Source organism: Psychrobacter sp. PL15, from assembly GCF_035984995.1.
Taxonomy (GTDB): domain Bacteria; phylum Pseudomonadota; class Gammaproteobacteria; order Pseudomonadales; family Moraxellaceae; genus Psychrobacter.
Genome location: NZ_JAXCIB010000005.1, coordinates 1 through 13,535, shown reverse-complemented (window position 1 = coordinate 13,535; position 13,535 = coordinate 1). Strand labels below are relative to the sequence as shown.

Annotated in this window: 7 protein-coding genes, 2 tRNA genes and 1 pseudogene; 3 read left to right on the top strand and 7 right to left on the bottom strand. The window is 41.6% G+C overall.

The genetic code is table 11. From position 1 onward, the window contains the following. Nucleotides 1–286 precede the first annotated feature (286 nt). From RCH20_RS05745 to RCH20_RS05720, 6 genes are all read right to left on the bottom strand, one after another. Nucleotides 287–1,975, bottom strand: coding sequence for an ABC transporter permease (locus RCH20_RS05745; protein WP_209958122.1), 1,689 nt, complete (start codon nucleotides 1,973–1,975; stop codon nucleotides 287–289). A 71-nt stretch (nucleotides 1,976–2,046) separates the two neighbouring features. Beyond that, nucleotides 2,047–3,171, bottom strand: a complete 1,125-nt coding sequence (locus RCH20_RS05740; RefSeq protein WP_209958125.1) for an extracellular solute-binding protein — start codon at nucleotides 3,169–3,171, stop codon at nucleotides 2,047–2,049. 217 nt (nucleotides 3,172–3,388) lie between these two features. Then, the gene (locus RCH20_RS05735) at nucleotides 3,389–4,135 is read right to left on the bottom strand and encodes a 16S rRNA (uracil(1498)-N(3))-methyltransferase (protein WP_327192908.1); all 747 of its coding nucleotides are present in this window, start codon (nucleotides 4,133–4,135) and stop codon (nucleotides 3,389–3,391) included. 288 nt (nucleotides 4,136–4,423) lie between these two features. Next, complete coding sequence (locus RCH20_RS05730; RefSeq protein ID WP_442793105.1) at nucleotides 4,424–6,079, bottom strand: 3-deoxy-D-manno-octulosonic acid transferase; 1,656 nt, start codon at nucleotides 6,077–6,079, stop codon at nucleotides 4,424–4,426. Nucleotides 6,080–6,366: 287 nt separating this feature from the next. Continuing rightward, nucleotides 6,367–7,995 (bottom strand): tetratricopeptide repeat protein, encoded by a 1,629-nt coding sequence (locus RCH20_RS05725; RefSeq protein ID WP_327192906.1) that lies wholly within the window; start codon nucleotides 7,993–7,995, stop codon nucleotides 6,367–6,369. A gap of 135 nt (nucleotides 7,996–8,130) precedes the next feature. Further along, nucleotides 8,131–9,768 (bottom strand): cardiolipin synthase, encoded by a 1,638-nt coding sequence (locus RCH20_RS05720; protein WP_327192905.1) that lies wholly within the window; start codon nucleotides 9,766–9,768, stop codon nucleotides 8,131–8,133. Nucleotides 9,769–10,292: 524 nt separating this feature from the next. Between RCH20_RS05720 and RCH20_RS05715 the strand changes: the two genes are divergently transcribed. Beyond that, a tRNA-Val gene (locus tag RCH20_RS05715) sits at nucleotides 10,293–10,368 on the top strand. A 53-nt stretch (nucleotides 10,369–10,421) separates the two neighbouring features. Continuing rightward, nucleotides 10,422–10,498, top strand: a tRNA-Asp gene (locus RCH20_RS05710). A 422-nt stretch (nucleotides 10,499–10,920) separates the two neighbouring features. Here RCH20_RS05710 and RCH20_RS12485 read toward each other — a convergent pair. Beyond that, nucleotides 10,921–11,502 (bottom strand): annotated as a pseudogene (locus RCH20_RS12485) (5-methylcytosine restriction system specificity protein McrC). Between the two features lie 267 nt (nucleotides 11,503–11,769). Here RCH20_RS12485 and RCH20_RS05705 point away from each other — a divergent pair. Beyond that, complete coding sequence (locus RCH20_RS05705) at nucleotides 11,770–13,428, top strand: VPA1262 family N-terminal domain-containing protein (RefSeq protein ID WP_327192904.1); 1,659 nt, start codon at nucleotides 11,770–11,772, stop codon at nucleotides 13,426–13,428. Nucleotides 13,429–13,535: the final 107 nt, after the last annotated feature.

The following is a 13,535-nucleotide window of genomic DNA, read 5'->3' as shown; positions in this document are numbered from 1 at the left end:
ATTTTTAGTTTGCAGCTTTATAGACCGGGTGGTTTTCTCAAAAATATTAAGTCGCGCCTTGGTCTTGGTTGACTTTGGGGTTAATTGGTCTGTCGAATCGTTAGTCAAGTCAGTATACATAGACGGTACCATTAGGCGATAAATAAGAAGCGATGAATGAGAGAAACGGTAAAAATAGCGCAGTGTGACAAAGCATTAAAATAACAATTGGTTAGACAAAGCACTTAAAGTAATCATACTCAGATAATAGTCTATGCTATTTTTTATCAGTTTATAAGAGAGCAAGTTAACCTGTTTTGTCACTCTGGCGCAACAATATCCAGACTGGAAGCAGCCCAACCAACACAATCAATAAGCTCGGCAGTGCAGCGCGCGCCCACATTCCTTCACTGGTCATCTCAAATACCCGTACTGCTAACGTATCCCAACCCTGCCGACGGGTCATCAAGGTAATGGGCATTTCTTTCATAACCTCAACAAAGCCCATCAATAGTGCAGTCAACACTCCAGGACTAAGCACAGGCAATACCACTTGTCGCCAACGTTGTAACGGACTATCACTGAGTAATTTAGCAGCGGCTTCCTGATTGACAGTTAGACGCTGTAGTTGCCGGTCTACCGGTTGAAAGCTGACGGTCATAAATCGTGTCGATAAAGCCAGCAGCATGACAATGACACTACCTGACAGTACCTGATGCGAGGTAATACCGAAGGCAATCAGCTGATTATCAACCCAAGCAATAGGTATAAAAACCCCGACAGCCAATACGGTCCCCGGTACCACATAACCTAAATTAGCTAAAGTAGTCAGTAGCTTAGTGGTTTTATCCGGATACTGACGCTTGACCCACGCGATAATAATCGCTAAAAAGGCAATAAAAAGCGTGGTCATACTAGCAATGATTAGGCTGTTTGCGACAAAATCAATATAGCGTGCATCAAAATCTTGCCGAAAGTTCATCGCTGTCCAATAAAGCAGCTGCAAGAATGGTATTAAAAAAGCAATTAAAAACATCGTAGTACACAATAGCATCATGGCAATTTTGGCTGGAGTACTGGCATCAAAACGGCGGTTACTGCCTTGAGTGACCGCGTTACCGCGCCGTGCTTGCCAATATTGCTCAAACAGTACTACGATAAATATCACCCCAATTAACAGAGCCGCCAACTGAGCCGCAGTGGTCAAGCTAAAAAAGCCAAACCACGCCTTATAAATAGCTGTGGTAAAGGTATCGACGTTAAATACAGACACAGCACCAAAGTCAGCAAGGGTCTCCATGCTGGCTAGCAATAACCCGCCAATCACCCAAGGCAATGCTTGCGGCAAGGCCAAACGAAAGAATATACGACTGCGGCTCAATCCTAGCATTTGGCCGGCTTCAATCGCACGCCGACCTTGCGATAAAAACGCTTGGCGAGCGAGCAAATACACATAAGGATAAAAGGCCAACGACAAGACCAAACCTGCGCCCCAAACGTTGCGTACTGATGGTATGGCGGTACTAATGCCCAAATCACGCAGAGCAGTCTGCAAAGGGCCACTAAAGTCGACAATACCTACCGTGACGAAAGCCAGTACATAAGCCGGCATCGCAAGCGGTAACATCAGCGCCCAAGAAAAAAACCGCTGACCAGGAAAACGATACATGCTCGTCACCCATGCCAACGCCGTACCGATAGTACCAGAAATGGTGGTGACCATTAACAATAAAATAGCCGTATTCTTGAGTACTTGCGGCAGGACATACTCACGCATGTGGGTCCAGATATCCGCTACAGGCTGGGTCCACGACAATAGCACTACTAAAATAGGTATCAGCATAAACAACGAAATCAGTCCTAAGACTGATTTTGAGGTGATACGTTTGCGAACAGCATGATCTTGGCTGACAGCCTGATGGTTATTATCACTGCCAACATTATTATCATTGGCAGTGTCGTCTTGACGATCGGACGCTTTGGGCATTGTCATCATAGAATTAGTGTTATCATAGAATTATTACCATTTCAGACGCATAAAGACCATACAAACTGACTTATCATCCGTTATTTATAACCGGCTTTATCCATCATTTTAATCGCTTGGGTCTGTAACGAGCCAAACTTTTGTACATTAATAGCGTCTTGTTTAAACTCACCCCATGATCTAAGCAGCTCTGACTCATCGATACCTTCTTTTACCGGATATTCTTTATCGGCGCTGGCATAAACACCTTGGGCTTTGTCAGATGACAACCATTCCATCAACTTGAGAGCACCATCTGGATTGTCTGAATTTGCTATCACACCAGCACCAGAGATGTTTACATGCGTACCAGTCGTGTCTTGGTTTGCCCAGAATATTTTCACAGGGAAGTTAGGCTTCTCATCAAGGATACGGCCATAATAATAACTGTTGGCTAGGCCCACTTCACACTGGCCAGCAGCGATAGCTTCTAACATGCTGGTGTCATCACTGAATACATCGGTGGCTAAGTTATCAACCCAGCCGCGGATGACTTGCTCGGTTTTTTCCTCGCCTAAGTTTTCAATCATGCTAGCTACCAAGGACTGATTATAAACGGCTTTCGAGGTACGTAAGCACAGCTTACCTTTCCATTTTGGATCGGCAAGATCTGCGTAAGTAGACAACTGAGTGGCGTCAACTTTGCTTGGATCATAAAAAATAGTACGAGCACGTAACGACAAACCTGTCCACTGACCTTTTGGATCACGGTATTTAGCTGGAACGTTAGTCTCTAAAACAGTAGAAGATACAGGTTGTAGCAAGCCTTGTTGTGCTGCTTGCCATAAGTTACCGGCATCAACAGTCAATAGCATATCCGCTGGGGTGTTTTTACCTTCAGCTTGTAAACGTGCCATTAGTGGACCGGTCTTATCAGTCACTAGCTCAATTTTTACCCCAGTCTCTTCAGTATATTTATCCAGTAACGGCTGGATCAACTGCTCATTACGTGATGAATAGATAGTAACTACCTGTCCATCATCAGTAGCAGCGCTATCAGTAGCAACACCTTGCTCAGCAACCGGTGCTGTGGTTTCAGCATCGGTATCCTGTTCAGGGGTAGACGCTTTATTACACCCTACCAACCCTAGCATCATGCTAAATACAGCAACCGATAAAGTAAGCTTGGTAGAAGGTAAACGTGCGCTGACCGCATTCAAGGACATGGGTTTCTCCATAGTAATAACACAAATAAGTAAGGGAAAACGATATTATAAACGACACGCCATCAAGACTTATAACCGGATAATATCTAGAAGCAACATACTAATCGAAATGAGACTAATTATCAATACATTTGTATGGACGCCTAATCTGAATATTTTTGTTGACTCAAAAACACTCATAAAACTCGTATTTAATAGTAATATTTTGATCTGAATCTCATAACAACCACTGACCAAGAAGTGCATTTACAGCCGCCTCGGTCCGCAGTACTCGCCGACCGATATTAACCGCTTGGCAACCTTGCCCAGCAAGTAACTCGATCTCGTAATCAATCCAGCCGCCTTCTGCCCCAATACAGACCACGCTTGGTAATGAGCTTTGAGGTTGACACGCAGAATGGTACGCAGAGTGTTGCTGTAGATATTGTCCTAACGACAGCTCACTATAAGGGTGTGCCACAATAGCGCGGTTGGTGATTAGACTTGCCAGCTGGTCTTCAACAAAAGGTTTAAAGCGTTTTTGTAGAGTGATACGCGGGGCAATAGTATCAACGCCTTGTTGCAAGCCTTCTAATACGAACTCATCAAGACGCGCTAATAGTGGACTCTGCCAATAGCTTTTTTGAGTCCGATAACTATTGATCAGTACAATATCACGCACACCAATTGCGGTCATATCCATAATGAGACGCCGTAATACTTTGGGGCGTGGTAATGCCAACACCACAGTGACCTCAAGCTTGGGCGGCTCGGCAAGAGGCAGTTGTACATTGCCAAGCTGAATCTGCTCAGGTGTCATTTCATTAATGACAGCAGTACCAAGATTGCCACCAAGTTGTCCAATTTTTAGGGTGTCGCCCACTTGCGCACCTAATATTTTATTAATATGTTCAATTTGCTCGGGGGCATCAATCAATGCGCTTGCTAGCGAAAAATTAGCGGCTGGCAATAAAATACAGTTCATACAGCAAGTCGCTTAGTGTTAGTAATTAATGTTAGTCATTAGGAAGAATGATGAGCGTTAAGTGCCCATGTTAGATACCCATGTTAGATACCCATGTCAGGTACTAATGTTAAGTACCCATTTTAGATACCGATAAAGTAATGATTGTTAGGGATAAGAAAAAGCGAGTATTGTCGTAGACCCCTTGCAAAAGTGCCATTTCATTTTTATTGACTCCCACTAACGAAATTTCAAGGGTTAGCGACGACTTATGCAAAAGATCTAGTGGTTAAACGGTATGAATAAAACCTAAGCCTTATTACTATTAAATTGCTTCACAACCTCTTCAATCATAGTCAGCTGACGAGTCAGTACTGATTGCTGCTGTAGGGTTAACTGCTCACCTGCCTGCCCTGCCAATGTCGCCAGCTGCGGATTACTAAGCCAAAGCTGCAGTTGCTCATAAATTAGTGTGGTATCAGCAATTAATGCTGGTTTAGGAGAAAACTGCGGAGTTTTTTCTTCGGACTTATGTTGCTTGACTGTCTGTCCATCGGTTATCTGTTCATCAATAACAAGAGGCTGATAAAAATGGTTATCTGGCTGATATAACGCACCCACACCCGCCAGCTTATCTACCACGCTTTGACAAGACTGGGTATAGGGGCCCATCAATACCGGCGTGCCCACACTCGACGGCTCAACAGGGTTATGCCCCCCGACAGCAACCAATGAGCCACCGACCAGTGCCACATCAGCTAGCGTATACCACTGCATGAGCTCACCCATACTATCTGCCAGATAAACTTGCGTCTGTGTGCTAATAGCCTCATTAATACTACGGCGCGCCATACCTAACCCTGACTTTTTGATCAGGTCTGCTACCTCGTCGAAGCGTTCAGGATGTCTGGGTACGATAATTAATAAGGTGTCAGCAAGTGCGGGTATTGATAATATCTGCTGCTGTAATGATAGCGCGGCCTCTTCTTCACCGCTATGGGTACTTGCAGCAACCCAAATGGGACGATTTGATTTTCCCAACTCAGTACTAATACCATTTTTGATATTACTCTCAACAGCACCTTTTTGCTTATCTGCTGGCTTCTCCGTTTGCTTCTCTGCAATGGCATTATCGTCATTTATATGATTAATTTTTGCTTCACGTTTAGGGGTGTTAATGACCCATTTAAGGGAGCCGGCGACACGAATTTGTGTACGATAGGCGCCTAGCTGACAAAAGCGCTGAGCAGAGTCATCATCTTGCGCGATGATTAAAGTCAGGTTATGCATCATGCTACGACTTACCGCACTAATTTTTTGATAGCGGGTAAAAGACGATGCTGACAGCCGGCCATTAACTAGTATGCTGGGAATATGATGCCCAGCAAGCTTGGCCAAAATATTTGCCCATAACTCGGTTTCCACAAATAAAGCAGCCACTGGCTGCACATGTGCCAAAAAGGTCTCAATCACTGCTGGACTGTCCACCGGTACATAACTGTGACTCAGTCGCCCTTGAGCAATATCATCTGCAAAACGGCTCGCGCCACGAGCAAAACCAGTCTGCGTCGTGTTGGTCAGCCAAATCTGATAGCCCTGGGCTAATAAAGCGTCCAGCAAGGGCGCAACAGTATTGGTCTCACCCAACGATACCGCATGACACCAAATTACTGTCTGATTTAAACCAACTTTATTAACATTAGCACTGCTAACATCAGTACTGCTAGTATCAGCACTGCTAATATCAGTATTATTGATATCAGTAGCATTGATATAGTCAAAACCAGCTGTCGGTCGCGGTGGATAATCTTTACCAAAGCGCTGCACCACTTCCTGCTGATAATTGTCACGGTTATGCGAGCGATGCCAAACCTGCATACGATACAAAGGCTTTATTAAGCTAATGATAAAGCGATAATACCAAGGTGGCGTGCTAGGCGTGCGCATAGTCAGTGGTGCAGACATGCTTTTCGTAGTCTGGCCAATTGGCTGATCTGCAGCCGTAAGCAACTCAGATTCAGACACTGGTTTATGCGGTGGCACAGGAAAAGATGGCATGAGAACGCCCATATTAATAATTGATGAGATAGTGATGAAGTAATATTGATAGAACCATAATAAGACCATAATAAAACAATAGAGGATATCTAGTTAAAAGCTATCCTGTCAAGAAATACGCCCATTTCACCTGCCGGTAACGCTTATCCATAATCTTTTAAGCGATGCTATTTAAACTATTAAAACACAGCTCTTTAGACGAAAATGATTAACAACAATGCGACCACTACAATCACTCCAATCAATAATTGATAACGCTTAATACTGTGCTGTTCTTGCTGGCGTGTCGTTATCAACGCTTGCGCTTGTTGCCATTGACCGACCAAACTAGCTGCTTCTACATGACCATTCTCTGCCGCTTGTTCTAGCCAATACTTTCCATTATTTATATCCTGCGGCACACCTATCCCTTGATAATAGATTTTACTTAATAGACGCTGAGCCCGAATATCTTTTTCATTAGCCGCCTGCTTAATCCAATCAACCCCAGCCGCTTCGCCAGTAGTCGTGTCTTTACTAATCGCTGCATCTACTGAGTAGTCAGCTAGCAGACCTTCATCTAATAGTTCATACATAGCCAGCCGTATCATGGCAGTGGTGTTACCAAGGGTCGCGGCGTTTTGCAGCAATTTAAGAGCGTGCTGCTTTGCCGCTTGATGAGACTCTAAAAAAACGACTTGGGCACGCGGTTTGTTCTGTTTAGCAATATGACGCTCAAACTGATCAAGTACTTTACAGGCTCTTTGATACTCAGCATCACCCGCGGTCTGTACCACCTCAATCTCGTCCAGCTCTATGAGCAATTGGATAAAAATTTCAGGCGTTGGCGATGCAGTTGAAGGTACTTTTGCTTTGGGTAATGGGGAAGATGAATCAGCATACGTCAAAGGAGTAGTCATCGAAATTATAGATCTACTATCATCTAGGCTAACTATTGGTTTTAGAGTATCGCTAGCAAGATTGTTTAACCTTGTATCAATTATAGTGGTTGTGGTTTCAAAACCAATGTTAGGAGCCGTTTTATCAGTCGCTTTATGAGAAACAGCAAGAGCCTCTTTGGCGCCTATTTCAGAAAAAACGTTATTATCTATCAGCTGGTTAGCCGTCACAGGTTGAGTTGAGTTTAGACTGATAGTTACGCTTGAATTTAAAGTGCTGTTTGGTTGCGGCCTTGCAGCCGTATGCTCAGTAATGATGTTTGGTAGCCGTGCGCTAACTGCTTGGTATAAGCCGTTAGCGACTTGTCCGCCTTGTACAGCCCTGAACTGTCGATCAATATGACCAAATAGACGTAATCCTATTGGTTCTAGAGCAAAAAATACAGGTGCAGGTGCGTGCTCGTTGTGGTTGACGCGATTACTACCTTCGTTCCCGCTACTCTTTGTATCATGAGCAGCGGTAGGTGCAGATACGTCATTATACAACACGGCCATATGTTGATAAAAGTCATCGACTGTCAATGGCAACTCAGGATAGTGGGTACGCAGCTCAAACTGACCATACCAATGCGGCGGATTTTGCCATTGCCGTGCTAATACTCGTCCCGCATAAAATGCCAAAAACACCAGCAAATTACGATAACGCTCATCCGCTAATATTATGGTCTCGTTCCAAGTGTCGGACTTAACCAGGTCACGGCGTATTTGTGATAGTAGCGTATCTATACGCTGTAAGCTTATTAACGACCCATCTAATTGACAGTTGTGCAACTCTACTTCATAAGCAATACCACCAGCAATAGGGCGACTCGCTAAGAAGTCTTGCCAGTAACCTTCTGCGATATAATCAAGAGGTGTTAAGGGAGAAACAGACATAGCAGGCATGAGGCAGGCGTATCCTTTCATAAAATCAGGCTGCGGTGGCCATAATAAGTCAATAACGACAATAATAAAATCTTAATGGCTCACCTTAACCTAAAATCTAAGCGCCTACAATATAAGTACCTACAATATAAGCAGTTATAATAAGGGACTAAACAGGCGTACTACATTATCGAATAAACGCTCGTAATCACGGCGCTGCTGCCATTCATCTAGCTCTAAAAAACGACAGCTTTGTAAGTAGGTTTCCTGACAGTCAGCGACTTGTGCGACCATTTCTGGCGTATAAATCGCCATACTGACTTCCATATTTAGATAAAAACTGCGCATATCAATATTGACTGTGCCAAATAGACAATAATCATCATCGATGACCACCGTTTTGGCATGTAATAATCCACCTTTAAACAAGGCGATAGTCACCCCCGCTTCTAGCAGCTCTTGATAATAGGCCTGCGAAGCATGCTGTACTAAAAACGAATCGACCTTTTCGGGAATAATTATGGTTACTTCAACCCCGCGCTTAGCCGCCGTCACCAATGCCCCTGATAGCGCTTCATCAGGGACGAAATATGGTGTGGTGATCCGTATACGTTTATTAGCGCGATGTATAATAGTCACTAAAGTATTATAAATGACATGCGCGGTCACTTGTGGCGCTGAGGGAATCAACTGTGCTATCACCCCTTCTACCACCGGCATCTGCGGAATCACAATTGACATTGCCCCTGCGCTAGGTTGTTCGATATGGTCTGCGGCGTTCTCTAGTACCTTTACGCGACTGTTCATATCATTAATAGTGGGATGTCGCACATACAATTTACGGGTATAGCTGTTTACACGTTGATGCAACGCATCTAAGTTGTCACTACTTTCAGCACCAATATCGGTAATCACGACCTTGGCCATCGCAGTAGCGATATTGATCGGCTGCTGGCTAAAACTACGTATAGCCACATCGATCCATTGACCAATATCTTTATCTTGCTTGAAAAATTTAGGATCTACTAAGTTAAAACTACCGATATAACCAATATATTCATCAATGACTACGATTTTACGGTGATTGCGCAAATCAGAACGCTTAAACAAGGTCTTAAACAATCCCACTGGTAATGACTGGTGCACAAAAACGCCAGCACGTTCTAAATCCCTATGCTCAGCACTATTAAAAAAGCTAAAACTACCCACGCTGTCTATAAGAATATGACATTCTATCCCGCGCTTGGCGGCAGCTATCAACGCTTGTAGCACGTCTAATATCCGTCCCTTAGGATAGATGATATAAAACTCCATCAAAACACTACGTTGTGCGGCGTCAATATCGTCGATCAAACGTTTAAAAATAGCACTAGGGTGCGTCAGTAGCTGCATTTGATGATCTGAAAAAACGCCAAACCCCGTCCAGCGAGTGCCAATTTGACTAACACCCCGATAATGCTCAGGGAGTAACTCCTTACCTTGATCAAAAATCAAACGCTCACGCTCTGCCATTTCGTTCATAAGCAGCCGCGCCTGATCCATGCGTTGACGATAGCGGCGCCCAACCATTGGTTCACCAACCAAGATATAAGCAATCAGTCCAAACAAAGGCAGCGTATACAAAATCGCTATCCATGCAATCGCTACCCCGATGTTGCGCTGCACCGAGACAATACGCAAGGTCAACACCACCATAAGAATAATATGTAAAATCAGACCATACCCTGCAAAGTCGGCCCATGACCAGGGTGCAAGTGGTTGTTCAGCAGCTAAAGCGATTATGTGCGCCTCCATCAACTAATGTAGTCAAAACTAATTTAGTCAAAACTAATTTAATATAACCATTCAATGTAACCATAATCACTAAAACGCTATAAGTATAGTGGTTTTTGACCACTACATAACAGGTAACTATACAGTTATACTATATTATGTGCACCTGGTTCTCTCTAAGTCTCATGCGCTAATAATAAGCACCGTATAAAATATATCAAATAATATTTGACAGGCAGATGTAAATGTATATAATACACACCCACAGCAAGGGGCTTTAAACAGTTCTAGGTTGTTAGATGTTTTATGATTCTAGAGTGTGACACCTTTAGATAGCAAAGCTTCTAAGAAATTCTATTTAAAGAATTTCACTTGCGGATGAATACCTACGTTATGTAGGTTCTGGGTTCTTAGGATTTTCAGATACGAAAATTCTCTTGCACTCGGACGAAGCGGTGCTTCGTTAATTTACGCTTTAAGAAATTCTATTTAAAGAATTTCACTTGCGAAGCTAAAATTGCAATGCAATTTTTTAACGCTTCTCAGGGTGATTAGCTCAGTTGGTAGAGCGTCTGCCTTACACGCAGAATGTCGGCGGTTCGAACCCGTCATCACCCACCACTCTTTAGCGAGTGGGTCCTGATTATAAGGATAAGACGCTAAAGACGACCTAAGCAGCGGTAGTTCAGTTGGTTAGAATACCGGCCTGTCACGCCGGGGGTCGCGGGTTCGAGTCCCGTCCGCTGCGCCATATTTAAAACTTAGTTAACTTTTTAAGTTTAAGCAAAGTTTCAACCTCAAGCATTAGATTGTTTGGGGTTTTTTTGTGTCTAAAACTCTTCTTAAAGCCTTTATCCGTAAGGGTTGGTTATCCTGTCTGTATCAACCGCTAGGAAGCAGTCTACTCTTCAATAATGTATTCTCTATAAGTCTGCGTGCATGCCCTCTGCCTTTTGGAGGTCGGTGACCAAGTACTCGGTGACCAAACGGTGACCATTTTGTGACCAAGGTTGTTAAAAGTCGGTTATGGTAACTAGTCCCTATAATTTATGCTTATAGCTAAGCTTAAGAGCCTAAGTTGTCAGTATCAATCTCAGTTTGAAACACAGATGGGAATCTTTCTATGCATTCATTCATAATTATTCTGTCAGTTTCAATACAAAATGGTATAGCCTACAACCTTAACTTTTCTGATAAATAAAAATATTCCAAAGTTGTTCTGAACTGATGATGTTTAGGATAAATAAGTATCATGTCCCCACAATCATTCAAATACTTATGACCATAAGCAAATAACTGATAAATATCAGACTGACTGATATTGTAGTTATTATCACTGTCACTGCAGTTTATTAACTTCCATTTGGTATCAAGTACATGGTATTTTTTTCTATTCTTAGTGATTAATAGATCAGGCTTTGACTGAAAGAGCGATTTTAAACCTGCTTGGTCATTCACTATGTACTTACTAGAAGCTTATGTAGTTAGTTGCCAGGGTGCCTTAATATCTTGTCGTAAGTATTTTGCTACATACTTCTCGAACAAAATCTCCATTGGGAATAACAAGGCAATACCCCGGTGCTTTCCCTTTTGAAAGTTTGGATTGAGCTTTTCAAATATTAATTGGCACCATGGCTTTATCGCTCGGTAGGATTGCAATATTTTGATATATAACCATTTAGGCATTGAGTTTAGAAGCTCTCTAAGACTCGTTATAGGGTCTAAGATATGTGATAGCTCATTACCAGTCGCCAGTTCTCAGAGCTCCTACAAGGCTGCTGTACGTAATCTAATTCCGTTTGATTAGTTAATTCTTAAATTGATTTGAATGATAGAATCATGACGGATATAAAAAGTTTGTGAATATATATAATGTTTAGACAATACCTTCTTAGTAAGAATACATAGTCTGAAATAATTATGATTTAGAGATTATACTCATTCGATAATTTAGAAAAACAGTATGCTGTTCCCAACACACTCTATATACTTTATCATTTTTTAGACACTTTGGATTTATAGATGAATGAATTATTTGAGCTCTATGAAAAAGCTGAAATTAGAATAGTTACAGCTACAGTCAAAAGTGATACCCCTAAACACAAGAGTAGATTAGTCTTTGCAACTATTAGATTGCTTCCGAAAGACGTCCATCAATCATACTCAACTCAAGTTATTTGTGGTCCAGATCATACATTTTATCGAAAGGTAGTTATGCCCGCTAAAGAAGCTATTCAATGGTATCGAACGTCAAACGGTACTATGATTCATACTCCTCACGCTGAAAGTCAGTTTAATAAGCCTGATGAGGTATTTGAATATGATATACAGATAGCAGACTTTACAGATGAGACTACTTGGGGAGAGTTTGGTATACCTTTGAATGAAAAAAATATGTTGGATCTGCATGGAGATAATCCAGCACCTTTTCTAGGTTATAACTCGGCTCGCATTCATCGTAGATTTGGTGCCCAAAATGAACTTCTTTACCTAGCTGATGAGCCAAAAGTAATAGAGTTTATTAAACAGGGTGTCTTTATAGATTTGAATCAATATCGTGAGTATATTGGTGGAATGGTACTTATTCTGCCAAATCCAATAGTAAAATCTATAGAAAATAGACTTCTTCAAACTAAATTAGATGGACAGGAACAAGAACTACGTCTTCTAAAATTAAATACTTACCCTTCACAGAGCTGTGAAAAGTTGAAACTAGTAAATTTTGAAATATATTTAGGTATTTTGAAAAATTTTAGAACAATCAATATTCCAGCAAATGGAGTTGTTGCTATTCCTCATGAAAACGCTTATCAATCCCATGGTTACTTCCTAGTACATGAAGAGTATGGTTGTTTAGAATTTATGCCTGCTACCTCCTATCTAAGGCAGGTAAGTTTCAATTCTGAACTAATTGACTCTAGACTAAGTGTAAAAACTTATGAGAATAACAAGCATACATCAGCTCCTTATGAATATGAGTCTTCATTGGCTCATGTCCAAAAGGAAACAGTCATTGGTACGATAAAGTCTGATGAAATATATAATCGAGTTGTTGAGGCTAGATATCAAAGAGACCTAGATAAAAAGAGATTATCTTCAGGACAATTTTGGTTCGAGTCCGATCAAAGACTCTTTGCGCTTGAAAAAATTGGTCAAATAATTAGTGAAGCTAGAGTAAGTGTTGAGTTTTTCGATCCTTACTTTGATGCTCTACAAATAACTCAGTTTTCACTTAGAGTTAGAGTTAAGGGAGTAAAGGTTGTTATTGTTACATCTAAGCTTGCATTTCCTAAAATAGAAGATGCTAAAGAAATGCAAAAACAGATTAATAATGTGAATGATAGAAAAATAGGTTTGGATATCTCATGTATAGTATTGAATCAAAACAAGCCAGTGTTACATGATAGATTCCTAACAATAGATGGGACTATTTGGTTTATTGGACATTCTTTTAATCAAATTGGAGTAAAGAATAGCTTTATGACTAAAGTATCAGATTCTTCTTCAATATTTCCCCAACTTGAACGCATTAAAAACCACTCAGAATCTATTGATATTAAAAGATATGTAGATTCAATCAAAGTTGAAAATAATGAAATCATTCTTAAAAACAACCAAACAAATGATAAAAATTTTTTCATAAAAGTATTTAATAGTTTTATCGAGACTGTTAGAAAATGATATCCACCAGACGGCCTTGTTGCGCAACTTAAGTTTAACCTAACACTTTCTATGGAATCAGCGATTAGACCGCAACCGTCACCGGCATACCAAGCATTGTCCATCGA